This is a genomic window from Paraburkholderia podalyriae, from assembly GCF_014397785.1.
Lineage (GTDB): Bacteria > Pseudomonadota > Gammaproteobacteria > Burkholderiales > Burkholderiaceae > Paraburkholderia > Paraburkholderia podalyriae.
Window position 1 is genome coordinate 78,097 of the sequence record NZ_VZQQ01000022.1, and the last position, 25,458, is coordinate 103,554.

The window sequence follows — 25,458 nt, forward strand, 5'->3', positions numbered from 1 at the left end:
AGCGGCATTATCCCATCGCGCCGGTACAATCGCATGATGACTCCCCCCGACCTCACCTTCGTCCTCGGCGGCGCCCGCTCGGGCAAGAGCGCGCACGCCGAGTGGCTCGCCAGCGACAGCGCCCTCCCCGTCACCTACATCGCCACCGCCCGCATCACCGACGACGCCGAATTCAAAGCGCGCATCGCGCATCATCGCGAGCGGCGGCCCGCGCATTGGGGGCTCGTCGAATCGGACGACGACCTCGCGGGCGCGCTCGCGCAGCACGACGCACCGGGCCAGTGTCTGCTGATCGACTGCCTGACGCTGTGGCTCGCGAACCTGCTGTGTCCGGCCGACGGCGTCACGCCGCCGCTGCCGCACTACTACGCGCAGGCCGCCGCGCTCGAAGCGGCGCTCGTCGGCGCGCGCGGCAAGCTCATCGTCGTCAGCAACGAGATCGGCCTCGGCGTCGTGCCGCTCGGCGAAGCCACGCGTCTTTACGTCGACGAACTCGGGCGGTTGAATCAGCGCATCGCCGCGTTGAGCAGCGCGGCCACGCTGATGGTCGCGGGTCTGCCGCTGGCGCTGAAAAGCGCGCGCCGCGCGTGATGCCGCCGCTGACGATGCCGCTCGTCGCGACGCTCGCGGTCGCGGGCGTCGCCGTCGATCGCTGGCTCGGCGAACCGAGCCGCCGGCATCCGCTCGTCGGCTTCGGTAACTGGGCCGCGCGCATCGAGGCGCGCTTCAATCACGACAGGCGTCTGCGGCTCAAAGGTCTGCTCGCATGGGTGCTCGCGGTGCTGCCGCCGGTGCTGATCGCGTGGTGGCTCGTCGTCGTCCTGCCGCTTTTCGCGGCCTGCGCGCTGCACGTCGCGCTGCTGTGGTTCGCGCTCGGCGCGCGCAGCCTGCGCGACCACATCGAGCCGATCGCGCGAGCGCTTGGGCAACGCGATCTCGCCACGGCACGTGAGTTGACCGCGCGGATCGTCTCGCGCGACACCGCCCAGTCCGACGAGGCCGCGCTCGCGCGCGCCGCGGTCGAATCGGCGCTCGAAAACGGCAACGACGCGATCTTCGGCGCGCTGTTCTGGTTCGCGCTCGCGGGCGGCCCAGGCGCGCTCGGCTTTCGCCTCGCCAATACGCTCGACGCGATGTGGGGTTATCGCACGCCGCGCTATCTGCGCTTCGGCTGGGCCGCCGCGCGCATCGACGACGTGCTGAACTGGATTCCCGCGCGCCTGACCGCCACGAGCTACGCGCTGCTTGGCGACACGCTGACCGCCTGGCGCTGCTGGCGCGAACAGGCGCCACGCTGGGAGAGCCCGAACGCGGGCCCGGTGATGGCGTCCGGCGCCGGCAGCCTGAACGTGCTGATCGGCGGGCCGGCCGTGTATCACGGCGCACTCGAGCATCGGCCGACGCTGGGCTTCGGGCATCCCGCCGAGGCGCGTCATGTGGGCGCCGCGTTGATGCTGGTCGAACGCACGGTGATTCTGTGGCTGGCCGTGCTGATCGTGCTGGCGTTATTGAGCGTGCCGTTTCATGGCTGAGCGGAACGACGCGCGTTGGAGTGGGATGAGCGTATGACCGACCCGATACCGCCGCTTGAATACGCCGCAAGCGGCCCGATCGCGCACGGCGGCAACCTGCACGAAGCGGCGACGCGCTACGGCATTCCGTACGCGCAGTGGCTCGATCTGTCGACCGGCATCAATCCGCACGGCTATCCGGTGCCGCCGCTCCCCGCCGACGCATGGCGCCGTTTGCCCGACGAAGGCGACGGCTTCGCCGAACGCGCCGCGCGCTACTATGGCGCGCCCGATGCCGCGCACGTGCTGCCGGTGGCCGGCAGCCAGGCGGCGATTCGCGCGCTGCCCGGGTTGCTGCCGCGCGCGACGGTCGGCATCGCACCGCTGACTTACGGCGAGTACGCGCCCGCGTTCGCGCGCGCGGGACACGAGGTCGCGCCGCTCGACGTGCACAGCGACACGCTGCCCGCCGCGCTGTCGCACGTCGCGATCGTCAATCCCGACAATCCGACAGCCGCGCATGTCGACGCCGCGAGGCTGCTGCACTGGCACGCGCAGTTACGCGAGCGAGGCGGCACCCTGCTCGTCGACGAAGCGTTCGCCGATACGCTGCCGGCCGCGCAGTTCGCGTCGCTGGTGGCGCACACGCATCGGAACGGGCTCGTCGTGTTGCGCTCGCCCGGCAAGTTCTTCGGACTCGCGGGGGTGCGCGCCGGGTTCGTGCTGGGCGCGCCCGCATTGCTCGCCGCGCTTCGCGACCGGTTGGGCGCGTGGACGGTCAGCGGTCCCGCGCGTCATGCAGTGAGCGCCGCGTTCGCCGACGCCGCGTGGCAGACCCGCATGCGTGAGCGGCTCAGTGGCGAGAGCACGCGGCTTGCCGGGCTGTTGCAGGGGCACGGCTTCGCGACACGCGGCACGCCGCTCTTCGCATGGACCGACGATGCGCGCGCCGCCGCGCTGCATGAAGCGCTCGCGCGGCGCGGCGTGTGGACGCGTCTTTTTCCGCCATCGCCCGGTGTGCCATCGGCCAGTGTCCGCTTCGGATTACCGGGCGACGATGCCGAATGGACCCGCTTCGAACAGCAGTTGCAACAGGCGGTTCACGCGCTCGATGTCGCGCGGTCGGGTTAGCACACTGTCCTTCAAACCCAGCCGCTCAACGCTTCGTGACCCGTCCTCGCCCGATGATCCGCTTGACTCGCTCCAGCCCCTGTGCCGCGCCCGCGCGTCGCGTCCTCCGTCGGTTCGGCGTTGCAGTGTTCGCGCTGACTGCGCTGGGCGCGCACGCCGCGATCACCGTCACCGACGACAGCGGCGCGACCGTCACGCTCGCCGCGCCCGCGCAGCGCGTGATCAGCCTCGCCCCGCACGTGACCGAGTTGCTTTACGCCGCTGGCGGCGGCCCGAAGATGGTCGGCGCGGTGTCGTACAGCGACTATCCACCCGAAGCGAAGCAACTCCCGCGCGTCGGCGACAACAAGGCGCTCGACCTCGAACGCATCGTCGCGCTGAAACCGGACCTGATCGTCGTGTGGCGGCATGGCAATGCGCAGCGTCAGCTCGATCGCTTGCGCGAGCTACACGTGCCGCTTTTTTTCAGCGAGCCGCGCCGTCTCGACGACGTCGCCGTATCGCTGACCAGGTTCGGCCGGCTGCTCGGCACATCAGCGAGCGCGGACGCGGCGGCCGCCGCCTATCGCGACGACATCGCCCGTCTGCGCGCGCGATATGCGAATCGCCCGATCGTCAGCGTGTTTTATCAGGTATGGGACCGGCCGCTGATGACGCTCAACGGCGAGCACATGATCAGCGACGTGATCGCGCTATGCGGCGGCCGCAACGTATTCGCGGACCTGCAGCCGCTGGTGCCGACCGTGTCGACCGAAGCGGTGCTCGCGGCGAACCCGGAGGCGATCGTCACGGCCGCACCGGGCGCGACGCGGCCCGACACGACGCTGCCGCAACTCGACACATGGCGCGCGTGGCCGGGTCTCGCGGCCGTCGCGAACCACAACCTGTTTGCGATCGACGGCGATCTGATCAACCGCCCCGCACCGCGCATCGCGCAAGGCGCGCGGCAACTCTGCGAGGACCTCGAACTCGCGCGCTCGCGCAGAAAGCCGCCCGCGCCATAATGCGCCGCGTGTCGTGCAAAAACCGAGCGGTTCTCAGCATGACAACGCGGCTCACGCATTCCATCGCACGAGCGACCACTGCAGCGTCTCGTCGTTACGTCGCAACCACACGATCCCGGTCATATCGAGCGACCACTGCAGGCAACGCGCGAGCGGCACTTCCAGCACCCACGACGCGATCGCGCGCATCACGCCCGCATGCGTGACCACGTACGCGGGCGACAACTCGCGCGTCTGCGCGAACGCATCGAACCACGCCCGCACACGCGCGACGAATTGCGCGACGCTCTCGCCGCCATGCGAGCGCGCATGTTCGAAATTGGCGGCCCAGTCGTCGAGCAGCGCGCGATCGATCGTGTCCCAGCGCTGCGCTTCCCAGGCGCCAAAATCCATTTCCTTCAGACGCTCGTCGTGGCTGACCACGCAGCCGAAGTCGTTCGCGATCTCGGCCGCGAGCGCGGCGCAGCGGGTGAGCGGACTCGTGATCAACACGCGCGGCGCCGGCACCTGCAAGTTCGCGAGCTTTACCGCCAGCGCATTGGATGTGAGCTCGGCGTCTTCCGCCAACGCGACGTCGCTATGGCCGTAACAGACACCCGCCTCGAGCGCGACAGCGGGATGTCGAATCAGGACGATATCCATGCAAGCCCCACCAGATAGATGCTCAATTCGAAGATCTGCTGCGCGAAGCCGAGGCAATCGCCGGTATAGCCGCCAATGCGTCGGGCGAAATAACGGCCCATCGCGAAGCGCAACGCGAACAGCACGACACACGTGAGCGCAGCGAAACGCCAGTCGGGGGCGCCGGGGCCGTTCGGCCACAGCAGCCACGGCAGCCCGAACAGCACGGCGCACAGCAGCGCCGGTCCGCTCAAACGCTGCGCGACCGGCTTGGCCTTGCCGGCCGCGCGCACGTAGTCGAGCGTGGCCAGGTAACTGATCGCGCACGCGCGGCTCGCGCCATGCGCCGCAAGCATCAGACTTGCGGCGCGCAGCGGTGGCAACGCCTCGAGCGTTTGCCACTTGATCGTCAGAGCGATCACCAGCGCGATGGCGCCGAAAGCACCGATGCGCGAGTCGTGCATGATGCGCAGCGCATCTTCTCGCGTATAGGCGCCACCGAACGCATCGATGCAATCGGCGAGACCGTCCTCGTGAAACGCGCCCGTGACGACGAGCGACGCGGCCATCGACAGCAGCACCGCGACACTCGCCGGAAATACGCGCAGCGCGGCCAGATAGACAAGCGCGCTGAAGCCGCCGACCAACACGCCGACGAGCGGAAAGTAGCGCGCCGCGGCATTCAGATAATGCGGCTCGAAGCCGACCCAGCGCGGCACGGGCACGCGCGTGAAGTAACCGAGCGCCGTGAAGAAATAGCGCAGTTCCGAGAGCGGGTTCATGGACGTGGCGAGTGCAGGTTCACAGCGATGCAGGCCGAGCTTCGCGTTCTCGCGAAGCGTGTGCTCGCGCGCTTCACGGTTCGCGATCCGCGACGCCCGCCGAATCGAAGCTCGCCATCTCGTTGACGAAGGCCACCGCCGCGCGCAGCAACGGCACCGCGAGCGCGGCGCCCGTGCCCTCGCCGAGCCGCATGTCGAGCGATAGCAGCGGCTGCGCGCCAAAATGATCGAGCATGCGCCGATGCCCGGCCTCGTTCGACGCATGCGCGAACACACAGTACTCGCGCACGTCGGGCGACAACGCATCGGCCACCAGCAAAGCGGATGTCGCGATGAAGCCATCGACGAGGATCGTCATGCGCGCCTCGGCGGCGGCCAGATACGCGCCCGCCATCATCGCGATCTCGAAGCCGCCAAAGGTCGCGAGCACGTCGAGCGGCGCGCTTGCGTCCGCATGACGCGCGAGCGCCGACGCGAGCACGTTGCGCTTCTTCGCGAGGCCGGCGTTGTCGAGACCGGTGCCGCGGCCGACGCAGTCGTCGATCGGCACGCCGCACAGACGGCTCATCAGACACGCGGCCGCCGAGGTGTTCGCGATGCCCATCTCGCCGAAGCCGATCACGTTCGTGCCTAGCGCCGCGTGATGACGCACGCGCGCGGCGCCCGCCTGCATCGCGGCGAGCGCTTCGGCGTGCGTCATCGCGGCTTCGTGCGCGAAGTTGCGCGTGCCGGGTCCGACCGGAATGTCGACGAGTCCGTGCGTCGATGACAGCGGCGTCGCGATGCCCGCGTTGACCACTTCGAGTTCGAGACCCGCGACACGACTGAGCGCGTTGATCGCCGCGCCGCCCGCGATGAAATTCGCAACCATCTGCGCGGTCACCGCTTGCGGATACGGGCTCACGCCCTCGGCGGCGATGCCATGATCGCCCGCGAAAACGATCATCGCGGCACGCTGCACGGTGGGACGCGTACTGCGCTGGATCAGGCCCATCTGGCGCGCCAGCGTTTCGAGCCGGCCGAGGCTGCCGGGCGGTTTGGTGCGCGTATCGATGATCCGTTGCAACTCGGCGCACAGCGTTTGATCGAGCGGGGCGACTTCGGGCAAACCGGTCGGGAGTGGGATGTGAGTCATAGGTGCGGTCGAATAGGAATAGGGGTAATAGGAGTCAATAATCAGCCTGACTGTGCGTCATGACCGGCAGGCGATTCGTGACGCGCGCGCGGCGCGGGAATCAGCGCCTCGTGCTCGCCGTCGCGAATCAGAATCAGCGGATAGCCGAACGCGCGGCTCGTCAACGCGGGCGTCAGCACGTCGCGCACCGGACCGGCGTACGCGCCGCCCGCGCCGTCGAGCAGCAACGCGTGCGTCGCCAAGCGGCGCGCGAGGTTCAGGTCGTGGCAGGAGAACAGCACGCTACGCCGCGGTTCGCGCGTCCATGCGACGAGCGCTTCGAGACAGTCGATCTGATGATGCAGGTCGAGATGCGACAACGGTTCGTCGAGCAGCAACAGCGGCGCGTCCTGGCACAGCACCGCCGCGAGGGCAACGCGCTGACGCTCGCCGCCCGACAGCGACAGCACGTCGCGCGCCGCGAAGTCCGCGAGGCCGAGCCGTTCGAGCGCCGCCCGCGCGGCCGCGCGATCCTCGTCGCGCTCCCAGCCCCAGCCGCCCAGATGCGGGAAGCGGTTCAGCAGCACGATGTCGAGCACGCTTGCGTTGAACGCATCGGCCGCGCTTTGCGGCATCAGCGCGCGGCGCCGTGCGAGCGGCAGCGGCTGCCAGTCGGCCACGCGCACGCCATCGAGTTCGACATGGCCCGCCGCCGGATGCAACAGCCCCGCCAGCGTCGATAGCAAGGTGGTCTTGCCCGCGCCGTTCGGCCCGGCGATGCACCAGATTTCGCCCGCATGGAACGTGTGCGTGAACGCGTCGAGCAAGGTGCGCGCGCCGGCGCGCAACGTCAGGCGCTGCGTGCTCAGCATCGAACAGGTGGGGCTGGGTTTGGCTCGTATCATCGGCGGCGTTTGAGCAGCATCCACAGGAACACCGGCACGCCGACCAGCGACGTGATCACGCCGACCGGCAATTGCGCAGGCGCGATCACGGTCCGCGCGATCAGATCCGCGCCCATCACCGCGACACCGCCGCCGAGCGCGGCCGCCGGCAGCAGCATGCGCTGATCGTTGCCGAACGCGAGCCGCAGCACGTGCGGCACGACGAGACCGACGAAGCCGATCGTGCCGGCGGTCGTCACCGCCGCGGCCGCCGCCAGCGACGCGACCAGGTACACGCGCAAACGCAGCGGCATCACCGCGACGCCCAACGCCTGCGCGGCGGCGTCGCCGCGCAGCAGCACGTTCAGACGCGGCGCGGCCGGGACGATCGCGAGCAACACGAGCGCGAGCGCAATCAGCGCGGTCCACGGCAGCGCGCCGCCGTTGAGGTCGCCGGTGAGCCAGAACAGCATGCCGCGCAGGCGGCTATCGGGCGCGAGATTGAGCAGCAGCGTGATCAACGCGCCCCACCCGGCCGCGATCACCGCGCCGGTCAGCAGCAAACGCGGCGACGTGTCCTGCGGCTCGCCGCGCCATAGCTCGCGACGCGCGAGGCCGAGCACCAGCAGGATCGACACGAACGCGCCCGCGAACGCGCTCGCATCGACGATCCACCATGCGCCGCCCGCGATCATCGCGACGAGCGCGAACGTCGCCGCGCCGCCCGACACGCCGAGCACGTACGGCTCGGCCAGCGGATTGCGCAGCAGCACCTGCAGCAGCGCGCCGGCAAGCGCGAGCAACGCGCCGCACGCGAAGCCCGCGAGTGCGCGCGGCAAACGCAACGTGCGCACGATTTCGCCGGCGAGATCGTCGCTGCCCGTGCCGCCGAACGTGTGTGTAGGCGCGAGCGCCGCCAGCACGCGCGACGGCGCGAGCGGCACGCTGCCGAGCACCAGCGACGCGCCGAGCACCGTGACGGCGGCGAGCGCGAGGCCGAGCCAGATCGCGGCCGCGCGCTTCGCGCTCATCGGGCGCGGCGTCGCCATCGCGGCGGACAGCGAAGTGGACGCGCGACTCATCCGCGGGCGCTCACGCACGCGGCCAATCCGGCGCGCGCGTCATTGCTGCTGCCAGCCGAGCGTGAGATACGCACCGCGTCGCGGCGAGTTGTACGAGTAGGCCGTTTCATAATCCTTGTTCAACAGATTGTCGATTTGTGCGCTGACGTACCACGCTTTGGTGATGTTGTAGCGCGCCGACAGATTCACGATGCCATAACCGCCGAGGTTGCCAGTGCTGTCCGTGCGCGGACCGCTGACGATCCACTCGCCGCCAACGCGCCATCCACCGATGCCGCGATTCACCGCGAACGACGCGAACCGTCGCGCGCGCCGCACGAGGTCGGTGCCGTTGTCGAGATCGACCGGATTCTGCAGCGTCACCGTTGCGCGCACGTCGGTCTTGCCGACATGACCGCTCCACGATCCTTCGAGTCCCTGCACCTTCGCATGGCCGACGTTCTCGGCGAGATAGATGCCGGGGATCGTCTGCACGTAGTCGATCAGATTCGTATAACGCGTCTGGAAGGCGTTCAACCGCATTACGCCGAGCGCATCGGTCGCGTACTGCAAACCGGCTTCGACAGAATGACTGCGCTCGGGCTGGATCGACGGATTGCCGCTGATCGGATAGTACAGATCGTCGAAGCTGGGCGCGCGGAACGCATCCGAATAGCTTGCGGTTGCCTTCCAGTGCGACGTGATGTCGAAACCGTAGCCGAGATAGTAACTGTTCGCTCCACCGAAATCGGAGTACTGGTCGCGTCGCACGTTGGCCTGAATCTGGTTGCGGCCGAAGCGCGCGCTGTAGCCCGCGAAGACCGAATCGACGTGACGCTCGGGCGCGGCGAACGTGTCGGAGTCGAGCGTCTGGTCGAGATGCTCGTAGCCGAGTTGCAGCTTCTGGTTCGCGGCGAGCGCGAAATCGTTCTGCCACGTGTACTGGCGATTGTCGGTATTGAAGCGGCCGTTGTCGATGCCATTGGTGTTCGATACGCTGCGGTCGTCGCCCTCCGCGAGCGTGAAGTGGGTGGTCCACCAGTCGGTCAACTTGCCGTTCGCGAATACCGACACCTGACGCACCTTGCTGTAGAGGTTGTTCAGATCGGTGGGCTCGCCGTACGCATTGTCGTAGCTGTTGTTGTTGTTCGACTGGAAGTATCTGACGCCCGCGTCCCACTTGTCGTTGAACGTGTGACGCAGCGACGCGGTGATGCTTTCGTTCAGATTGCCGTTCGGGTTCGGATTCGCGTTCGGCGCCTCGAGCGGATTGAGCGACGAAAATCCGTCGTCTTTGGTGCGCGCAAGCGCGATGCTGAAAGTCGTGCGGCCGTCCTGATCGAGCGCACCGTTCACGCCGGCCGTTTGCGTCTGCGTGTGATAGCTGCCGTAGCCGACCGAAAAATTGAACCGCGGCGGATGATCGCCGCCGTCTTTCGTGAACACCTGCACGACGCCGCCGATCGCGCCCGAGCCGTACAACGCCGACACGTTGCCGTTCACCACTTCGACGTGATCGACCTGATCGAGCGGAATCTGCGCGAGCTGAGCGGAGCCGAGGCTCACTGAATCGACGCGCACGCCGTCGATCAGCAGCAACGATTGCGTCGCCGACGCGCCGCGCAAAAAGAGGCTCGTGGTCGAACCGGGGCCACCCGTACGCGAGATTTGCGCGCCGGGCGCGAATTGCAGCAGGCCGGGCAGATCGGTCGCGCTCGTGTCGGCGATGTCCTGCTGATCGAACCGCGTGGTCTGCGGGATCGCCTCGGTCAGCGCTTGCGGTCCGCGTTGCGCGGTCACGACGATCGGCGACAGCGCGGTGTCCGCGGCATCGGCTGAGGTGATATTGGCGGCGTTGTTGATGACGTTTGCGGCATTCGCAGCGGTTGCATCCAAAGCGGACGATGAAGACGCGGGCTCGGCGCTTTGCGCATGCACGACGAGCGGCAGGCTCGCGAACGCGAAGAGCATCGCGCGGGCGATGGGGGACAACATGGGATGACATTCCTGTGGCTAGCGTGCGCGGCCTGCTTCCCCGCAGGCCGACGCGTCACGAGGCGTCCCTTGTTTAACGTTTTCGCGGGGACGTCCCTCTTTTCTGGCCGGTATCCGGGCTACGACACATCGATCCCGCCTTCCCACGCGTGACGCGCAGTGGCACACTCGCACGTTGAACTTCCAACCTTGCGATCAGGACCGACCTGCATGAGCACATCACATGCGGTCGCTTACCGTTGCGGGGGCAGCGCAGGTTCGCGCATCCGGTTTTGGCACCGCGCGCGCCCTGCTTCCCGTTTAACTGCGCGCGCCGATAAGCGCGCGCGGGCACCAGAGTGCGGGAAGTTTAGGAGCGGCCTCGCGGAGCGTCAAGAGAGGTCATTCGGAGCGCAATCCGTTCTGCTGAATGCAGGTTATTGTCCGATGGATTGCCGGTTTTTTATCTTATGGTCGACGACACGACATGCAACGAACGTGCATGAAGCGATGCTGTTACGTCTCGAAACGAGACAATTGTCGGAACCTGTAATATTCCGCGCTAAAATGCGATGTCTTTAGAGGACGCAGCACATGCTCACCGAACTCGAATCACTCTCCCAGAACATCGGCAAACTGATTGCGATCAGCCAGCGCCACAACGAAGCGCGGCTCGCGCTAGAAGAGCAACTCGCGCAAACGCGTGCCGAGGTACAAGCCACGCACGCGGAGCTCGCGCAATTGCGCGAAGAGCGCGACACACTGCAGGCCGAACGCGACGCACTGTCCGCCAAGATCGACGACGCTCAGGTGCGCCTGAATGCGATTCTCGAAAAATTGCCGCGCGCACGCGCGAGCAGCGAACCGGATAACCAGCTCGATCTGCTCGAGCCCGCCCAGCCCGAACACGAGGAAGCGGAAAGCGACGTGAGCCGACACGGAGAAAGCGCATGACCACCAAGCAGATCGAGGTATCGATTCTCGAAGTACCCTATCGTCTCGCCTGTTCGCCGGAAACGGAAGGCGCGCTGCTCGAGGCGGTCGCGCGCGTCGACGCGGAGATGAAGAAAATCCGCGGTAACAGCAACGTCCGGGGCACGGATCGCATCGCGGTGATGGCTGCGCTGTCGCTGGCATCGGAACTGCTTAAATTGCAAAGCAGCGTGCGACACGGAGAAGCATTTCCCGCTGAAGAAATCCGGCGTACAATGCAGCAAATGAACGAACAGCTAGGTACTGTGATTGAGCAGTACAGCGTGCAGTAAGCAGTATTGGGTTAGTTAGTAGTGGGCCGGTTTCGAACCGGTCGCAAGTTCAAAGGTATGTGTTGTAGCTTCATCGGTTTAGCTTCCCTGCCTGGTTCGCCAAGGTCATATATTCCTTGAACCAATGCCATGTGCACGGTTGCGGAAATTTGTAGCACGGGCGTGCGCGTCACTCAGTCTGATGTACCCGAAGTGTTGCTAACTGCGACCAATTCTGAACCCTCGGTTCAGGATGCCGGCCTAGCGGCTAAGGCGGGGACCTTATCTGGAACGGCATCGGACTTCGGTTCGATGCCGTTTTTCTTTGGTCGTCGTTTTTTCGTTTGAGCGCCTTTTTCAGGGGCTTTTCCGCACGCGCCTGCTGTTGTTGCGCGTCGTTCAATCTCACACGCTGACTCCGATTCATGCGCTACTGGCTGATGAAGTCCGAACCGGACGAAGCAAGCATCGACGACCTCGCCAACGCACCGCATCGCACCTTGCCGTGGACCGGCGTGCGCAACTATCAGGCGCGCAACTTCATGCGCGACGTGATGCAGATCGGCGACGGTGTGCTCTTCTATCATTCGAGCTGTCCGGAGCCCGGCATCGCGGGCATCGCGGAGGTCTCGTCGACCGCGTATCCGGACCCGAGCCAGTTCGATAAAAAGAGTCCGTACTACGACGCGAAATCGTCGCCGGAAACGCCGCGCTGGCTGCTCGTCGACGTCGTGTTCAAGAAGAAAATTGCGCTGATTCCGCTTGCCGCGCTGCGCGAGCATGCCGAATTGCAGAACATGCGCGTGCTCGCCAAAGGCAACCGTCTGTCGATCACGCCGGTGACCGACGCCGAATGGCGATTCATCACTAAACGGCTCGTTTAAAGGTGAACTCGCGGCGCGGCACGTGTCGTGCGCGCGCGGGTCATCAGCCGATCCGGCGGCAAAACACTAATTGGGGAACCAAGCGCCAGTCGAGCGCGCCTAATCGGTCGACGAAAGCGTGGGCTCAATCCGACCGCTCTCCAGCACTCGAAGCCATTCGCCAACGCATCCGTCAAACCGTGCGCCGCCACGCGGTGCTCGCATCGAACGTGCACAACCTGTTCAAACCAGGAGTCCAGCCATGACGAAAAGAACCGCACGGGCCCTCGCACTCGCGCTCGCCTTTGGCGCGCCTGTGGCGCTCGCGCTGAACGCGGCTCCAGCGCGAGCGCAGAGCATGATGCAGCAGCCTTCGGGTGTGCTGTCGCTGAATGCGCAGGCGAGCGCGGAAGTGCCGCAGGACGAGGTCGAGATCACGCTGTTTTACGAGCAGGAGGCGAGCGAGCCGTCGTCGCTGACGTCGACGCTGAACGAACGCGCCGACGCGGCGTTGCAGAAAGCTCGCGGCGTCAGCGGCGTGACCGCGCGCTCGGGCGCGTTCTCGATCTTTCCGTCGACGGACCGGGACGGACGCATCTCGGCGTGGCGCGGCCGTACGGAAGTCGTGCTCGAATCGCGCGACTTCGCCGCGGCATCGAAGCTCGCCGGACAGATGGCATCGATCATGCAGGTGGGCAACGTGCGTTTCTCGCTGTCGCCGGAAGCGCAGCGCGCGGCCGAGCAGCGGCTCAGCGGCGAGGCGATCAAATCGTTTCGCGAGCAGGCCGCGTCGTCCTCGCAGGCGTTCGGCTTTAGCGGCTATTCGATTCGCGAGGTCAACGTGAATCACAGCGGCGCGATGCCGCGTCCGATGATGATGATGAGCGCGCGCGCGATGGGTGCCGACGCGAAGAGCTCGCCGCTGTCGCTCGAAGGCGGCACGTCGACGGTGACCGTCAACGTGTCGGGGTCGGTGCAGATGAAGTGACGCGCAAGCGCGAACGCAAGCTCAAAGGGAAACGCCACGGCATCTGTCGATGCCGTGGCGTTTTTTCATGCGGCGCTCGCCACGCTACCGGAGCGCGGCTCAGTTCGCGCCAACCGCCTGCGCCGGCTCGCGACGCCCACGGCGATACGCCCACACCATCAGGCCAATGCCCGCGAGGATCATCGGCAGCGACAGCCATTGACCCATCGACAGCCCCATCGCGAGCAGGCCGAGGAAGTCGTCCGGCTCGCGTGCGAATTCGACCGTGAAGCGCGCGAGGCCGTAGCCGATCAGGAACATCGCGGAAATCGCGCCGAGCGGCTTCGGCTTGCGCGAGAAGAAGATCAGCACGAAGAACAGCGCCACACCTTCGAGAGCGATCTCGTACAGTTCCGACGGATGCCGCGGCAGCATGTGATATTGCGCGAACACTTCGTTCAGATGCCATTGCGCGGCCAGTTGCGGATGCGCGGCGAGCCACGCGGCGTCGTCAGGCGCGGCGCCAAACAGCATCGCCCACGGCGCGGACGGCTCGGTCACGCGGCCCCACAGCTCGCCGTTGATGAAGTTGCCGAGACGCCCCGCCGCGAGGCCCGTGGGCACCATCGGCGCGACGAAGTCGGTGACTTGCAGCCACGAGCGCTTGCGCTGATACGCGAACAGCATCATCGCAAGCGTCACGCCGAGAAAGCCGCCGTGAAACGACATGCCGCCTTCCCACACCTTGAAGATGTCGAGCGGATGCGCGAAATAAAAGCTCGCCTTGTAGAACAGTACATAGCCGAGCCGGCCGCCGAGGATCGTGCCCAACACGCCGAAGAACAGCATGTCGTCGATATCCTTCGCGCTCCAGCCTTGCGCGGCGACGTACGGCAGACGCAGACGCAGCCGGGCGACGACGATCGCCGCGACGAACGCGACGAGGTACATCAAGCCGTACCAGCGCACGGCGAGCGGCCCCAGATGAATGGCGACAGGGTCGAAATTGGGGTGAATGAGCATCGTGTAGTTATGGGCAGTTCAGGTTCGGAAGCAGTTTTTACAGCGGATCACACGCGCGACGCCACGTTCGCCGCATGCGTGCGCACGATATCGATGAAGCCCGCCAGCACCGGACTGACCTCGTCGGTGCGCCAGACGAGGCCCGTCTCGATCGCGGGCACCGACTCGGACAGCGGCCGGTATACGACGCCGGTGCGGCGCAGGTTACGCAACGATTGCGGCACCAGTGCGACGCCCATGCCGGCCGACACGAGACTCACGATGGTCTGCATCTGGATCGCCTCCTGGCCGATCCGCGGCGCGAGGCCCGCGACGCCGTAGCAATCCATAATGATGTCATAAAAGCCTGGCGCGAGACGCCTTGGGAAGATCACGAGCGGCGCGTCGGCGAGATCGCGCAGACTGACGGGCGTGTCGAGCCATTCGGCGGCGGCGTCTTCATTGGCGTTGCCGTTGGCGTTCATGCCGCCCGGCACCCGCTGCGCCATCTCCGTCGACATCGCGATCACGAGCGGCTCGCACGCGATCGGCAGCCACGACAGCCGCGCCGCATGCCGGGACGGCAGCGGCGCGATCACCAGACCGGCGTCGATACGCCCGGCCACCAGTTCCTCGACCTGCACGTCGCTGGTCGCCTCGGTCAGTTCGAGCCGCACGCGCGGATGCCGCGCGCCGAAATCGCGCAGCAGCAGCGGCAGCAGGCCGTAATCGGCGGTCGAGACGAACGCGAGCGACAGCACACCCGCCTCGCCACGCGCGAGGCTCTGCGCGAGCGGCCTCAGCCCTTCCGCGGCCGCTAACAGCCGCTGCACCTCCGGCAGCAGATCGGCGCCGACCGCCGTCAACTCGACCGAGCGCTTGGTGCGCGCGAACAGCTCGACGCCGAGCGTCTCCTCGAGCGCGCGGATCGCCTGCGACAGCGGCGGCTGCGTCATCGACAGACGCGCGGCGGCGCGCCCGAAGTGTTTTTCCTCGGCGACGGTGACGAAATAGCGCAACTGGCGCAGGTCGGGAATCGTCGGCAGCATGATTAATATATTTTACGACCTGAACAACCGCGAATAATACACACGACGCGTGTCACGCAAAACCGCCGGTTCGCACGGTCCGGCGGAACTACACTGAACGGGTGCGCGCGCGAACGCCACCGCGCGCATTCATCAGAACAGCCAGACATGGAGCTTCCCATGGCCTACAACCGTCGTTCGAAGAACATCACGCAAGGCATCGCGCGTTCACCGAATCGCTCGATGTACTACGCGCTCGGCTACCAGAAGGAGGATTTCGACAAACCGATGATCGGCGTCGCCAACGGCCACTCGACGATCACGCCGTGCAACGCCGGCCTGCAGCCTCTCGCCGACGCGGCCGTCACCGCGATCAGGCACGCCGACGCGAACCCGCAGACCTTCGGCACACCGACGATCTCGGACGGCATGTCGATGGGCACCGAGGGCATGAAGTACTCGCTCGTATCGCGCGAGGTGATCGCCGACTGCATCGAGACCTGCGTGCAGGGGCAATGGATGGACGGCGTGGTCGTGATCGGCGGCTGCGACAAGAACATGCCGGGCGGCATGATCGGCCTCGCGCGCATGAACGTGCCGGGGATCTACGTGTACGGCGGCACGATCCGACCGGGTAACTGGAAAGGCACCGATCTGACGATCGTGTCGTCGTTCGAGGCGGTCGGCGAATTCACGGCGGGCCGCATGTCGCAGGAAGATTTCGAGGGCATCGAGAAGAACGCGTGTCCGTCGACCGGTTCGTGCGGCGGCATGTACACGGCCAATACGATGAGCTCGTCGTTCGAGGCGCTCGGCATGTCGCTGCTGTATTCGTCGACGATGGCGAACCCCGATCAGGAGAAGGTCGACTCGGCCGCCGAATCGGCGCGCGTGCTCGTCGAAGCGGTCAAGCAGGATCTGAAGCCGCGCGACATCATCACGAAGCGGTCGATCGAAAACGCGGTCGCGTTGATCATGGCGACCGGCGGCTCGACCAACGCGGTGCTGCACTATCTGGCGATCGCGCACGCGGCCGAGGTCGAATGGACGATCGAGGACTTCGAGCGCATACGCAAGAAAGTGCCGGTGATCTGCAACCTGAAACCGTCGGGCCAGTATGTCGCCACCGATCTGCACAAGGCGGGCGGCATCCCGCAGGTGCTGAAGATCCTGCTCGACGCCGGACTTCTGCACGGCGATTGCATGACGATCACCGGCAAAACGATCGCCGAGGAACTGAAGGACGTGCCAGCCAAACCGCGCAGCGATCAGCAGGTGATCTTCCCGATCGATAAGGCACTGTACGCCGAAGGGCACCTCGCGATCCTGAAAGGCAATCTCGCCGAAGACGGCGCGGTCGCCAAGATTACGGGGCTGAAGAACCCGGTCATCACGGGTCCCGCGCGCGTGTTCGACGACGAGCAAAGCGCGCTCGAGGCAATCCTCGCCGACAGGATCGTCGCCGGCGACGTCGTCGTGCTGCGCTATCTTGGCCCGAAGGGCGGCCCCGGTATGCCGGAAATGCTTGCGCCGACCTCGGCGATCATCGGCAAGGGGCTCGGCGAGTCGGTCGGGCTCATCACCGACGGCCGCTTCTCGGGCGGCACGTGGGGCATGGTGGTCGGGCACGTCGCACCGGAAGCGTTCGTCGGCGGCACGATCGCGCTCGTGCAGGAAGGCGATTCGATCACGATCGACGCGCACAGGCTGCTGCTGCAATTGAACATCGACGACGCCGAACTGCAGCGCCGCCGCGCCGCATGGCAGGCGCCGAGGCCGCGCTACACACGCGGCGTGATGGCGAAGTATTTCGCGCTTGCGCAGCCGGCGAACCGGGGGGCGGTGACGGGCTGATCACCGCGGCGGGCGTGGCCGGCTCGACCGATGAACCCGCCGGCCGCGCTATGCAAAAAACGCGAAGGGGCGCACGAAAAGCCGTGCGCCCCTTTGCTCTTATAATGCGTGCACCACGAGCCGGGCATCTGCACTGGCGGAGACCATAATGAAATCGATGTCGTACGCGGCCGTAGCAGCCGCTGTTGCGCTCGCCGCCGCATTGAGCGCCGCCAGTCCCGCAGCCCGTGCCGAAGCGGCCGGCCTCGCGCTCGCACAGCAGAAGAACTGCATGAGCTGCCACTCGGTCACGCGCCCGTTCATGGGACCGGCGCTGCACGACGTTGCAGCCCGCTATGCGGGACGCAACGACGCCGCCACCTATCTGAAGCACAAGATCCTCGATGGCGGCACCGGCGTATGGGGAACCGTGCCGATGCCCGCGAACACGCAACTGACGCCCGATCAGGCGGCCACACTGGCGGCCTGGGTGCTGACGCTCAAATAACGGACGTCTGCCGTCAGCGCGGCATCAATTCGAGCGCCGCGCAATTTCTTCTTCCACCGCTTCGCGTACCCAATCGGTCATCGCGACTTCGAGCGACTGCGCGACCTCACGCGTGATCTGACTCACGAGCAGGCTTGTGTGCTGCTGCACCGCATCGCGGCAGCGCGCCTCGATGATGCCGCGCCCCTCGCCCGTCAGAAAACCCTGGAAGCGTCCGTGCAAACGTGCGGCGATCGCGTCGGCATCGAATGTGGGCTGCGCGGGCGCGGCTCCGTTCGCGCCGTCATGGCCGATATCCGGCGGCACGGTCGCGCCGGCTTCGAGCGGTATGAAGGGCTCGGTTCGATCGAACACGCCGGGCGACACCTCCACGTCCTCTTGCAAGTCATCATGCCCATGTCGCACATGAACGCCGTGATGCGGCCGTGCGTGCTTCTTCGGGTGCGTGTGATCGGCCACGCGCGGCTGATGAAGCTCGGTCTGCGCGAGAGGCTCATGCTCCGCCGCATGCGCGGCTTCTCGCGTCGGCATCGGCTCCGGCACGAGCACGGGCTCCGGCGAACTCAGTTGCTCGGGCGTGGGCACCGGTTGGGGCGCGAGTAGCGGCTCGGGCGCCAGCGTCGGGTCGGCTTGGTGCGCGGGCGTCGGCACGAACGCGGGTTCCGTGCGGGAAGCAGGTTCGCGCGCCGCCGCCGGTTGCGCGGCGGGTGGGGTTGCGGGTTCGGCGCCGGGCTGGGGCGCGGGCGCGGCGGCATCGGCCGACGCCTCGTGCGTCTCGCGCGCGCGGCCCGGCACGAGGACCTCGTTCAGGACCGGAATCGAATTGTCGTGGGGATCGGACACGTGCGCTCTCCGTGAGTCGAAGACAGGGCAGGCGGTCCGCATGCCGCGTTCCTCGCGGCAATGACGCGCAGCGCAACGAACTAGCCGCCCTGCTTGTAGTTATTCAAAGCATAGCCGCGATCGCGATAGAAGCGATAGCGCTCGCGGCCCGCGGCGAGTTCTTCATGTGCGTTACCGACCACTTCGAGCAATCTTTCGAAGCGCGCGAACTGCGCCGGCACCGTTGCGCCCAGATTGAGCAGCACCTGATGATGCGGCACGTCGTCGAGATTCGTGGCCAGCACGACGGGCGTGTCGGCGGCAAGCGGCGTGGCTGCCATACAGTGCGGCACGAAGTCGAGCGGCGAGAAGGTCCACAGCATTTCGTCGAAGGCGAGCAGACGCGCGGACTCGGCCAGCACGACGAGCGGCTGGCCCGCCAGATATGCCTTGCGCGCGAGGCGGCAGGCGTACAGCAGCGAATCGCCGACGTTCGAGTGAAAGTCGATTCTCGTCATCGGCCGCTCCGCCCCGCTTGCCGCGCGCCGTGCGCGCGCTTACCGCAGCGCGTCATTGGCCGGCGCGGTCGATCAGGAACTGCGCGAGCAGCGGCACCGGACGGCCCGTCGCGCCCTTCGCGGTGCCGCTCTTCCACGCGGTGCCCGCGATGTCCAGATGCGCCCACGGGTACGAATCCGTGAAACGCGACAGGAAGCACGCGGCCGTCACGCTGCCCGCCGGACGCCCCCCGATATTCGCGACGTCCGCGAAGTTCGACTTCAGCTGCTCCTGGTACTCGTCGTCGAGCGGCAGACGCCATGCCGGGTCGGCCGCTTCACGCGACGCGTCGAGCAGCTCGCCCGCGAGCGCGTCGTTCTTCGAGAACAGGCCGCTGTTGTGATGGCCGAGCGCGATGATGCAGGCGCCCGTCAGCGTCGCGATGTCGATGACCGCGGCCGGCTTGAAGCGCTCCGCGTAGGTGAGCGCGTCGCACAGAATCAGGCGGCCCTCGGCGTCGGTGTTCAGCACCTCGATCGTGATGCCCTTCATGCTCGTGACGATGTCGCCCGGCTTGGTGGCCGTGCCCGACGGCATGTTCTCGACGGCCGGGATGATGCCGACCACGTTGATCTTCAGGCCCATCTCGGCGACCGCGCGCAGCGTGCCGAGCACCGAGCCCGCGCCGCACATGTCGTACTTCATCTCGTCCATGCCCTCGCCCGGCTTCAGCGAGATGCCGCCCGTGTCGAACGTAACGCCCTTGCCGACCAGCACGACCGGCGCGGCCTTCGCGGCGCCGCCCTGGTACTGCAGCACGATGAACTGCGCCGGCTCGACCGCGCCCGCGGTGACCGACAGGAACGAGCCCATCTTCAGCGCTTCGCACTGCTTCTCGCCGAGTACCTCGACTTTCAGCTTCCAGTCTTTCGCGAGCTTCTTCGCGGTGTTCGCCAGATGGGTCGGCGTGCAGACGTTGCTCGGCAGATTGCCGAGGTCGCGCGTCAGGTCCATGCCGTTGGCGAGCGCGGCGCCCTGCTTCGCGGCGAGCTTGGCGGCTTTCTCGTCGCCGGTGTTGATGCTGAACACGACGCGCTTCAACGCGCGTGGCGCGTTGTCCGCCTTACTCTTCATCTGCGTGAAGCGGTAGGTCAGCTCGCGCAGCGCGAGGATCGCGGCGCGCACGCACCAGTCGGAGGTGCGCTCGAGCACCGGCAGTTGCGCGAGCGTGAACGTGACCTGCACGATCTTCGTGCCGAGCAGCGCGCGCCACGCGGCGCGGACCGCCTCGCCGTAAGCTTTCTGGCTGAAAGCGTCCTGTTTGCCGAGACCGACGAGCAGCACGCGCGACGCGCCGATACCCGACACTTCGTGCAGGAACAGCGTGGTGCCCGCCTTGCCGTCCATGTCGCCCGCCTTGATGATGCGCGTGAGCAGGCCCTTGGTGGCCGCGTCGATCTCCAGCGCGGCGCCCGACAGCGTTTGCGACTCGAACACGCCGATCACGATGCAATCGGATTTGCCGGTCAGGAAACCGTTCGTCGAGCCTTTGGTCCAATCACAGGCTTTTATGCTAAAGTCCATCGCGCTTGTCCTCGGATAAAATCTGGGCTTAGGATGAAAGCCGCAATTATCCGCTATTTTTCCCGCGGCGGCTGCACCGGAGGCGTGACGGGAACGAACCCGCGCGTCGCCGTGAGCGCCCCCTCTCGTCATCAATAATGATCTTTGAACGCTCCCTCCAGCGCGAGCTCGCGTACACGGCTGGCGCCGTGTTCATGGTTCTCCTCACGCTAGTGCTGACGACGATGATGATCCGCATCGTCGGCTTCGCGGCCTCGGGCGAGATCGACCCGCGCGACGTGCTGGTCCTGATCGGCCTCACCGTGATCGGCTATCTGGCCATCATGCTCGTCGCGACGCTGTTCGTGTCGATCCTGTTCGTGCTCACGCGCTGGTACAAGGACTCCGAGATGGTCGTGTGGCTGTCCTCGGGCGTCAGTCTCGCGCAATTCATCAAGCCGATCGGCATTTTCGCCACGCCGATCATCATCCTGATCATGTTCTTCGTGTTCGTTGGCTGGCCTTGGTCGAACCAGCAGAGCAAGCTGATCCGCGCGCGCTTCCAGCAGCGCGACGAAGTCTCGCTGCTCGCGCCGGGGCAGTTCCGCGAATCGCCGACCACCCACCGCGTGTTCTTCATCGAGAAGATGTCGCCCGACCAGGGGCACGTCGAGAACGTGTTCGTGACGAGCACCGAGGGCGGCAAGGTCAACGTCGTCGTGTCGAAGAACGGCCACATCGAGACGCACAAGAATGGTGACCGTTTCGTCGTGCTGGAAAACGGCCGCCGCTACGACGGCGAGCCGGGCCACCCCGATTTCCGCATCATGGAGTTCGAGCGCTACGGCGTGAAGATCCAGAGCCAGCCGGTCGTCAATACGCCGACCACCACCGGCTTGCCGACGCTCACGCTGCTGCGCAATCCCACTAAAGAGAACCTCGCCGAATTCGCGTGGCGCGCGGGTCTTCCGTTGATCGCAATCAACCTGATGCTGCTCGCGATTCCGCTCGCGCACCAGAACCCGCGGCGCAGCCGCACCATCAACCTCGTGATGGCCGTATTGATCTACCTCACCTATTCGAATCTGCTGAACGTCGTGCAGGCATGGATCGAGCAGGGCAAGATGTCGTTCGGCGTCGGACTCGTGATCCTGCACGTGATCGTGCTTGGGATCGTCGCGTTCATCTTCTGGCTGCGCGTGCGCAACCGGCCGCTGTTCACGCGCGCCATGTTCAGCCGTTCGCAGGGAGCCTGAGCGATGCGCATTTATGAAAGGTATTTCGCGCGTCAGATCTATCTCACGTTCGTGTTCATTCTGTTTGCCTTTTCAGGTCTGTTCTTTTTCTTCGACCTGATCAATGAACTGAACTCGGTCGGTCACGGCAACTACAAGTTTCAGTACGCGGTGCTGCGCGTCGCTCTGCAAACGCCGTCGCGTTTCTACGAAATCATTCCGGTCGCGGCGCTGATCAGCGCGATTTACGTGTTCGCGCAGATGGCGGCGAACTCCGAATACACGATCTTTCGCGTGTCGGGCCTCGCCACCAACCGGGCGCTGCGCTCGCTGCTGAAGATCGGCATTCCGCTCGTCATCCTCACCTATCTGATCGGCGAAGTAGTCGGCCCGTACACGGATCAGCTGTCCGAGCGGGTACGGCTCGAGGCGCTCGGCTCGTCGGTGTCGAGCAACTTCCAGTCGGGCGTTTGGGTCAAGGACACGCTGACCGAGCGCGCCGACGGCGAGCAGGTCACGCGCTTCGTCAACGTCGGCGAGCTGAAGCCCGACGCGACGATCAGCAACGTGCGCATCTACGAGTTCGATTCGAAGTTCCGTCTGTCGAACATTCGCATCGCGCAAAGCGGCCATTATCAGCCGCCGGGCCACTGGCTGCTGACCGGCGTGACCGACACGCAACTGCTCGACGTGGCCCCGGCTCCCGGCACGCCGGCCGATGTGCTTAATCCGGTCTATCGCGCGAATCAGGTCACGCTGCCCGAGTATTCGCTGCGCTCGGAACTGACACCGCAGATCCTGTCGGTGCTGCTGGTGTCGCCGGACCGGATGTCGATGTTCAATCTGTTCCGCTATATCCAGCATCTGACCGAAAATCATCAGGACACGCAGCGCTATGAAATCGCGCTGTGGCGCAAGGTGCTGTATCCGTTCGCGGTGTTCGTGATGCTGGTGCTGTCGCTGCCGTTCGCATATCTGCATACGCGTGCGGGCGTGGTCGGCATGAAGGTGTTCGGCGGCATCATGCTCGGTATGAGCTTCCAGCTGTTCAACACGCTGTTCTCGCACATCGGCACGCTCAACACGTGGCCCGCGCCGTTGACCGCCGCGACGCCGGGGCTCGTCTACCTGGTGCTGGGACTCGTCGGGTTGAAGTGGGTCGACCGGCACTAACGCCAGTGCGTTGAGGGGCATCGTCAGGAGCTGACGTGATGGCTATGCACGGACTGATTCTGTTTGGTCACGGCGCGCGCGATGCGCGCTGGCGCGAGCCGTTCGAGCGGCTCGCCGACAAGCTGCGCGCCGCGCGCGCGGCGACGGGCGAAGCTCAGGCGGTTATGCTCGCCTTTCTCGAACTGATGGAGCCCGATCTGCCGACGGCCGTCGCGCAACTCGCCACGCAAGGCTGCGATGCGATCACCGTGGTGCCGGTGTTCTTCGGGCAAGGCGGACATGTCCGCGAGGACTTGCCCGCGATCGTCGATCAATGCCGCGCCGCGCACCCCGGTGTCGAGATTCGCTGCGCGGTGGCGGTCGGTGAGGATGATTCGGTGCTGGATGCGCTCGCGCAGTATTGCTTGCGGCAGGTCTGATTTTTTCGTTCTGCTTGGCTCATTCGCCGCTGCCAGGCCGGCCCTGCCGGGAAAATTCAGGCCGCGACCAGCATCCCACTCGACGGGCACTTCGCGTCGATCTGCCGCTCTGCGAACGCCTCGCCGATCATCAACAGACTCGGCTGCGACGCATCGACCCAGCGCTGCGCTTCGCCGGCCGCAAGATCTTCCAGCGTCAACGTCAGCATGCGTTCGCGCGGCGTGCTGCACGCCTCGACGATCGCCACGGGCGTCGTCGCGGGCTTGCCGGCGTCGATCAGTTGCTGCGCGATTTCGACGCCGCTGTCGCGCCCCATGTAGAACACTAGCGAATCGGCGTTGACCTGCTCGCGGATCTCATCGGAACCAGGCGCGCGGCTAAACGTCGCCAGCGCGACGCTGCGCGACACGCCGCGCAGCGTCAGCGAACGCTTCAGCGTTGCCGCGCTCGCCAGCGCGGCGGTGATGCCCGGCACGACCTCATACTCGATGCCCGCGGCTTCGAGCGCGCGCATCTCTTCGTCGGCGCGGCCGAACAGCATCGGATCGCCGCCTTTCAAACGCACGACCACGTCGTGCTCCAAAGCCGCATCGACGATCTGCTTGTTGATGAACTGCTGGGCCGTCGATAGCTGGCCGCAGCGCTTGCCGACCGCAATGCGCTTCGCGCGCGTGGGCGCGTAGTCGAGCATCGCCGGCTCGACCAGCGCGTCGTGCAGCACGACGTCGGCGGCGCCGAGCAGCCGCGCGCCGCGTACCGTAATCAGGTCCGCGGCACCGGGTCCCGCGCCGATCAGATAAACCTTACCCATTGGCATCAACCTGTTCATTGGAGCGTACGCGGCCGCGCGTTGCGCCGCCTGCGTCGCCCTTGCCTTGCTTATGTCGTGCTCAGGCGGAAAACGCCCGGATCATGCCGGCCGCGACCGTGTGGTTCGTCGCCTCGTCGATCAGCACGAACGCACCGGTACCCTGATGCGAGTCGTACGCGTCGCACACGAGCGGCTTCTGCAGCGTCAACGCGACACGACCGATGTCGTTCATCGCCAGTTCGTTGCGATCGGTCGCCTGCGACAGCGTATGCACGTCGAGCACTTCCTTGATCGCGCCGATCTTCGCAAACACCGTACTGGTGGTCTGCTTCAGCAGATACTTTCGCTGCGTCGACAGCGGCGTGTCGTCGAACCAGCACAGGTCCGCTTCGAGCTTCTTCGCCGGTTCCGGTGCCGCTTCGCGCAGCACGAAGGTGTCGCCGCGCGACACGTCGACATCTTCCGCAAGACGGATCGTCACCGTCTGACCGGCGAACGCGCGGTCCACCTGGGCGGTGCCGCCAACCACCGGCGCGATGATCTCGGCGACGGTCGCCTCGCGATTGGCGGGCAGCACGACGATCGTGTCGCCGAGCTTCACTTCACCCGATTCAACACGGCCCATGTAGCCGCGGAAATCGTCGGCCTGACTGCCGTCCTGACGCGCAACCCACTGCACCGGGAAGCGCAGCGCCTCGCCGCTCGCGGTTTCGACCGGCAGCGCTTCGAGCACGTCGAGCAGCGGCTCGCCTGCGTACCACGGCATGCGCTCGCTCGCCGTGACGATGTTGTCGCCCTTCAGCGCCGACACCGGCACAAAGCGCACATCCTGCAGACCGAGGTGACGCGCGAGCTCGACGTACGCGTCGCGGATCTCGTTGAAGCGTGCTTCGCTGTAGTCGACGAGGTCCATCTTGTTGATCGCGACGATCGCGTGCTGCAGACCGAGCAGCTTGACGATCGCGCTATGACGCTTGGTTTGAGGCAGCAGTTGCGCGACGCCGTTTTCGAACGTCACGCGCGTCGCGTCGACGAGGATGATCGCGGCATGCGCGGTCGACGCACCCGTCACCATGTTGCGCGTGTACTGCTCGTGGCCCGGCGTATCGGCGATGATGAACTTGCGCTTCGCGGTCGCGAAGTAGCGGTACGCGACGTCGATCGTGATGCCCTGCTCGCGCTCGGCTTCGAGGCCGTCTGTCAGCAGCGACAGATCGATTTCGTCGCCGACCGTGCGCTTGTTTTTCGCGCGCGACAGCGCCGACAGCTGGTCGCTCAATACGGCCTTGCTGTCGTACAACAGGCGGCCGATCAGCGTGCTCTTGCCGTCGTCGACGCTGCCCGCGGTGATGAAACGCAGCACGCCGAGGTCTTCTGGTTGATGAATACTGCTCATGATTTTCCTTGTC

General features: G+C 66.0%; 26 protein-coding genes, 1 other RNA gene and 1 riboswitch. Of the genes, 14 read left to right on the top strand and 13 right to left on the bottom strand.

The features are described 5' to 3' along the window. Window positions 1–36: 36 nt before the first annotated feature. From cobU to F6X42_RS24310, 4 genes are read left to right on the top strand one after another with little or no spacing between them, the layout of a single operon-like run. Window positions 37–591 carry a bifunctional adenosylcobinamide kinase/adenosylcobinamide-phosphate guanylyltransferase gene (gene cobU / locus F6X42_RS24295; RefSeq protein WP_187636676.1) on the top strand — a complete coding sequence of 185 codons (555 nt, stop codon included), beginning with the start codon at window positions 37–39 and terminating at the stop codon, window positions 589–591. Further along, complete coding sequence (gene cbiB, locus F6X42_RS24300; protein WP_187636677.1) at window positions 591–1,532, top strand: adenosylcobinamide-phosphate synthase CbiB; 942 nt, start codon at window positions 591–593, stop codon at window positions 1,530–1,532. Before cobU ends, cbiB begins: the two co-directional genes overlap by 1 nt. Window positions 1,533–1,565: 33 nt before the next feature. Beyond that, the gene (gene cobD / locus F6X42_RS24305; RefSeq protein WP_187636631.1) at window positions 1,566–2,642 is read left to right on the top strand and encodes a threonine-phosphate decarboxylase CobD; all 1,077 of its coding nucleotides are present in this window, start codon (window positions 1,566–1,568) and stop codon (window positions 2,640–2,642) included. A gap of 53 nt (window positions 2,643–2,695) precedes the next feature. After that, window positions 2,696–3,646: a cobalamin-binding protein gene (locus tag F6X42_RS24310; protein WP_187636632.1), complete on the top strand. Its 951-nt coding sequence runs from the start codon at window positions 2,696–2,698 to the stop codon at window positions 3,644–3,646. Between the two features lie 51 nt (window positions 3,647–3,697). On the opposite strand, the gene cobC is transcribed toward F6X42_RS24310, so the two are convergent. The 6 genes from cobC to F6X42_RS24340 all read right to left on the bottom strand — a co-directional run bounded on the left by cobC (window position 3,698) and on the right by F6X42_RS24340 (window position 10,103). Continuing rightward, the gene (gene cobC, locus F6X42_RS24315) at window positions 3,698–4,288 is read right to left on the bottom strand and encodes an alpha-ribazole phosphatase (protein WP_187636633.1); all 591 of its coding nucleotides are present in this window, start codon (window positions 4,286–4,288) and stop codon (window positions 3,698–3,700) included. Then, window positions 4,273–5,049, bottom strand: a complete 777-nt coding sequence (locus F6X42_RS24320; protein WP_187636634.1) for an adenosylcobinamide-GDP ribazoletransferase — start codon at window positions 5,047–5,049, stop codon at window positions 4,273–4,275. The genes cobC and F6X42_RS24320 overlap by 16 nt, the downstream gene beginning before the upstream one ends. Before the next feature lie 73 nt (window positions 5,050–5,122). After that, window positions 5,123–6,184 carry a nicotinate-nucleotide--dimethylbenzimidazole phosphoribosyltransferase gene (gene cobT / locus F6X42_RS24325; protein WP_187636635.1) on the bottom strand — a complete coding sequence of 354 codons (1,062 nt, stop codon included), beginning with the start codon at window positions 6,182–6,184 and terminating at the stop codon, window positions 5,123–5,125. Between the two features lie 41 nt (window positions 6,185–6,225). After that, window positions 6,226–7,035, bottom strand: a complete 810-nt coding sequence (locus F6X42_RS24330; protein ID WP_376776416.1) for an ABC transporter ATP-binding protein — start codon at window positions 7,033–7,035, stop codon at window positions 6,226–6,228. Between the two features lie 29 nt (window positions 7,036–7,064). Continuing rightward, a complete protein-coding gene (locus F6X42_RS24335) occupies window positions 7,065–8,129 on the bottom strand; it encodes a FecCD family ABC transporter permease (RefSeq protein WP_187636636.1) in 1,065 nt (354 codons plus the stop codon). A 39-nt stretch (window positions 8,130–8,168) separates the two neighbouring features. Next, window positions 8,169–10,103, bottom strand: coding sequence for a TonB-dependent receptor domain-containing protein (locus F6X42_RS24340; RefSeq protein WP_187636637.1), 1,935 nt, complete (start codon window positions 10,101–10,103; stop codon window positions 8,169–8,171). 88 nt (window positions 10,104–10,191) lie between these two features. Further along, window positions 10,192–10,456, bottom strand: a riboswitch (cobalamin riboswitch). A gap of 220 nt (window positions 10,457–10,676) precedes the next feature. Here F6X42_RS24340 and F6X42_RS24345 point away from each other — a divergent pair. From F6X42_RS24345 to F6X42_RS24365, 5 genes are all read left to right on the top strand, one after another. Then, window positions 10,677–11,036, top strand: a complete 360-nt coding sequence (locus tag F6X42_RS24345) for an ATPase (RefSeq protein ID WP_187636638.1) — start codon at window positions 10,677–10,679, stop codon at window positions 11,034–11,036. Next, window positions 11,033–11,347, top strand: a complete 315-nt coding sequence (locus F6X42_RS24350; protein WP_187636639.1) for a cell division protein ZapA — start codon at window positions 11,033–11,035, stop codon at window positions 11,345–11,347. Before F6X42_RS24345 ends, F6X42_RS24350 begins: the two co-directional genes overlap by 4 nt. An 81-nt stretch (window positions 11,348–11,428) precedes the next feature. Next, a non-coding RNA gene (gene ssrS / locus F6X42_RS24355) (6S RNA) lies at window positions 11,429–11,610 on the top strand. Between the two features lie 141 nt (window positions 11,611–11,751). Beyond that, a complete protein-coding gene (locus F6X42_RS24360) occupies window positions 11,752–12,210 on the top strand; it encodes an EVE domain-containing protein (RefSeq protein WP_187636640.1) in 459 nt (152 codons plus the stop codon). A gap of 241 nt (window positions 12,211–12,451) precedes the next feature. Beyond that, entirely contained in the window at window positions 12,452–13,177 is a 726-nt protein-coding gene (locus F6X42_RS24365; RefSeq protein WP_187636641.1) for an SIMPL domain-containing protein, read from the top strand. Between the two features lie 99 nt (window positions 13,178–13,276). Here the strand turns inward: F6X42_RS24365 and lgt are convergent, their stop codons facing one another. Both lgt and F6X42_RS24375 read right to left on the bottom strand, forming a co-directional pair. Next, a complete protein-coding gene (gene lgt, locus F6X42_RS24370) occupies window positions 13,277–14,179 on the bottom strand; it encodes a prolipoprotein diacylglyceryl transferase (RefSeq protein ID WP_187636642.1) in 903 nt (300 codons plus the stop codon). Between the two features lie 47 nt (window positions 14,180–14,226). After that, complete coding sequence (locus F6X42_RS24375) at window positions 14,227–15,207, bottom strand: LysR family transcriptional regulator (RefSeq protein WP_187636643.1); 981 nt, start codon at window positions 15,205–15,207, stop codon at window positions 14,227–14,229. 159 nt (window positions 15,208–15,366) lie between these two features. Here F6X42_RS24375 and ilvD point away from each other — a divergent pair, with 159 nt between their 5' ends. Together ilvD and F6X42_RS24385 are read left to right on the top strand one after the other, a co-directional pair. Continuing rightward, window positions 15,367–17,040 carry a dihydroxy-acid dehydratase gene (ilvD, locus tag F6X42_RS24380; RefSeq protein WP_187636644.1) on the top strand — a complete coding sequence of 558 codons (1,674 nt, stop codon included), beginning with the start codon at window positions 15,367–15,369 and terminating at the stop codon, window positions 17,038–17,040. A gap of 148 nt (window positions 17,041–17,188) precedes the next feature. Beyond that, window positions 17,189–17,527 (top strand): c-type cytochrome, encoded by a 339-nt coding sequence (locus F6X42_RS24385; protein ID WP_187636645.1) that lies wholly within the window; start codon window positions 17,189–17,191, stop codon window positions 17,525–17,527. A 24-nt stretch (window positions 17,528–17,551) separates the two neighbouring features. Here F6X42_RS24385 and F6X42_RS24390 read toward each other — a convergent pair whose 3' ends face one another. The 3 genes from F6X42_RS24390 to F6X42_RS24400 form a co-directional block, all read right to left on the bottom strand. Continuing rightward, complete coding sequence (locus F6X42_RS24390) at window positions 17,552–18,370, bottom strand: DUF2486 family protein (protein WP_187636646.1); 819 nt, start codon at window positions 18,368–18,370, stop codon at window positions 17,552–17,554. A gap of 80 nt (window positions 18,371–18,450) precedes the next feature. Then, complete coding sequence (locus F6X42_RS24395; RefSeq protein ID WP_187636647.1) at window positions 18,451–18,867, bottom strand: DNA polymerase III subunit chi; 417 nt, start codon at window positions 18,865–18,867, stop codon at window positions 18,451–18,453. Window positions 18,868–18,919: 52 nt separating this feature from the next. Continuing rightward, complete coding sequence (locus F6X42_RS24400) at window positions 18,920–20,431, bottom strand: leucyl aminopeptidase (protein WP_187636648.1); 1,512 nt, start codon at window positions 20,429–20,431, stop codon at window positions 18,920–18,922. A gap of 137 nt (window positions 20,432–20,568) precedes the next feature. Here F6X42_RS24400 and lptF point away from each other — a divergent pair, with 137 nt between their 5' ends. Genes lptF through F6X42_RS24415 form a run of 3 tightly spaced genes read left to right on the top strand, consistent with a single transcriptional unit; the run spans window position 20,569 to window position 23,237 of the window. After that, window positions 20,569–21,666, top strand: coding sequence for an LPS export ABC transporter permease LptF (gene lptF, locus F6X42_RS24405; RefSeq protein ID WP_187636649.1), 1,098 nt, complete (start codon window positions 20,569–20,571; stop codon window positions 21,664–21,666). 3 nt (window positions 21,667–21,669) lie between these two features. After that, a complete protein-coding gene (gene lptG / locus F6X42_RS24410; protein WP_187636650.1) occupies window positions 21,670–22,818 on the top strand; it encodes an LPS export ABC transporter permease LptG in 1,149 nt (382 codons plus the stop codon). 38 nt (window positions 22,819–22,856) lie between these two features. Further along, on the top strand, window positions 22,857–23,237 hold the full coding sequence (locus tag F6X42_RS24415; protein ID WP_187636651.1) for a sirohydrochlorin chelatase: 381 nt from the start codon (window positions 22,857–22,859) through the stop codon (window positions 23,235–23,237). 56 nt (window positions 23,238–23,293) lie between these two features. Here the strand turns inward: F6X42_RS24415 and cobA are convergent, their stop codons facing one another. Together cobA and F6X42_RS24425 are read right to left on the bottom strand one after the other, a co-directional pair. Then, window positions 23,294–24,049: a uroporphyrinogen-III C-methyltransferase gene (gene cobA, locus F6X42_RS24420; RefSeq protein ID WP_187636652.1), complete on the bottom strand. Its 756-nt coding sequence runs from the start codon at window positions 24,047–24,049 to the stop codon at window positions 23,294–23,296. A gap of 79 nt (window positions 24,050–24,128) precedes the next feature. Next, on the bottom strand, window positions 24,129–25,445 hold the full coding sequence (locus F6X42_RS24425; protein ID WP_187636653.1) for a sulfate adenylyltransferase subunit 1: 1,317 nt from the start codon (window positions 25,443–25,445) through the stop codon (window positions 24,129–24,131). Window positions 25,446–25,458: the final 13 nt, after the last annotated feature.

What these genes read in the sequence shown, in the direction of transcription:
- cobU (WP_187636676.1), top strand. Translation starts at nt 37, where the DNA reads ATGACTCCCCCCGACCTCACCTTCGTCCTCGGCGGCGCCCGCTCGGGC.
- cbiB (WP_187636677.1), top strand. Translation starts at nt 591, where the DNA reads ATGCCGCCGCTGACGATGCCGCTCGTCGCGACGCTCGCGGTCGCGGGC.
- cobD (WP_187636631.1), top strand. Translation starts at nt 1,566, where the DNA reads ATGACCGACCCGATACCGCCGCTTGAATACGCCGCAAGCGGCCCGATC.
- F6X42_RS24310 (WP_187636632.1), top strand. Translation starts at nt 2,696, where the DNA reads ATGATCCGCTTGACTCGCTCCAGCCCCTGTGCCGCGCCCGCGCGTCGC.
- cobC (WP_187636633.1), bottom strand. Translation starts at nt 4,288, where the DNA reads ATGGATATCGTCCTGATTCGACATCCCGCTGTCGCGCTCGAGGCGGGT.
- F6X42_RS24320 (WP_187636634.1), bottom strand. Translation starts at nt 5,049, where the DNA reads ATGAACCCGCTCTCGGAACTGCGCTATTTCTTCACGGCGCTCGGTTAC.
- cobT (WP_187636635.1), bottom strand. Translation starts at nt 6,184, where the DNA reads ATGACTCACATCCCACTCCCGACCGGTTTGCCCGAAGTCGCCCCGCTC.
- F6X42_RS24330 (WP_376776416.1), bottom strand. Translation starts at nt 7,035, where the DNA reads ATGCTGAGCACGCAGCGCCTGACGTTGCGCGCCGGCGCGCGCACCTTG.
- F6X42_RS24335 (WP_187636636.1), bottom strand. Translation starts at nt 8,129, where the DNA reads ATGAGTCGCGCGTCCACTTCGCTGTCCGCCGCGATGGCGACGCCGCGC.
- F6X42_RS24340 (WP_187636637.1), bottom strand. Translation starts at nt 10,103, where the DNA reads ATGTTGTCCCCCATCGCCCGCGCGATGCTCTTCGCGTTCGCGAGCCTG.
- F6X42_RS24345 (WP_187636638.1), top strand. Translation starts at nt 10,677, where the DNA reads ATGCTCACCGAACTCGAATCACTCTCCCAGAACATCGGCAAACTGATT.
- F6X42_RS24350 (WP_187636639.1), top strand. Translation starts at nt 11,033, where the DNA reads ATGACCACCAAGCAGATCGAGGTATCGATTCTCGAAGTACCCTATCGT.
- F6X42_RS24360 (WP_187636640.1), top strand. Translation starts at nt 11,752, where the DNA reads ATGCGCTACTGGCTGATGAAGTCCGAACCGGACGAAGCAAGCATCGAC.
- F6X42_RS24365 (WP_187636641.1), top strand. Translation starts at nt 12,452, where the DNA reads ATGACGAAAAGAACCGCACGGGCCCTCGCACTCGCGCTCGCCTTTGGC.
- lgt (WP_187636642.1), bottom strand. Translation starts at nt 14,179, where the DNA reads ATGCTCATTCACCCCAATTTCGACCCTGTCGCCATTCATCTGGGGCCG.
- F6X42_RS24375 (WP_187636643.1), bottom strand. Translation starts at nt 15,207, where the DNA reads ATGCTGCCGACGATTCCCGACCTGCGCCAGTTGCGCTATTTCGTCACC.
- ilvD (WP_187636644.1), top strand. Translation starts at nt 15,367, where the DNA reads ATGGCCTACAACCGTCGTTCGAAGAACATCACGCAAGGCATCGCGCGT.
- F6X42_RS24385 (WP_187636645.1), top strand. Translation starts at nt 17,189, where the DNA reads ATGAAATCGATGTCGTACGCGGCCGTAGCAGCCGCTGTTGCGCTCGCC.
- F6X42_RS24395 (WP_187636647.1), bottom strand. Translation starts at nt 18,867, where the DNA reads ATGACGAGAATCGACTTTCACTCGAACGTCGGCGATTCGCTGCTGTAC.
- F6X42_RS24400 (WP_187636648.1), bottom strand. Translation starts at nt 20,431, where the DNA reads ATGGACTTTAGCATAAAAGCCTGTGATTGGACCAAAGGCTCGACGAAC.
- lptF (WP_187636649.1), top strand. Translation starts at nt 20,569, where the DNA reads ATGATCTTTGAACGCTCCCTCCAGCGCGAGCTCGCGTACACGGCTGGC.
- lptG (WP_187636650.1), top strand. Translation starts at nt 21,670, where the DNA reads ATGCGCATTTATGAAAGGTATTTCGCGCGTCAGATCTATCTCACGTTC.
- F6X42_RS24415 (WP_187636651.1), top strand. Translation starts at nt 22,857, where the DNA reads ATGGCTATGCACGGACTGATTCTGTTTGGTCACGGCGCGCGCGATGCG.
- cobA (WP_187636652.1), bottom strand. Translation starts at nt 24,049, where the DNA reads ATGGGTAAGGTTTATCTGATCGGCGCGGGACCCGGTGCCGCGGACCTG.
- F6X42_RS24425 (WP_187636653.1), bottom strand. Translation starts at nt 25,445, where the DNA reads ATGAGCAGTATTCATCAACCAGAAGACCTCGGCGTGCTGCGTTTCATC.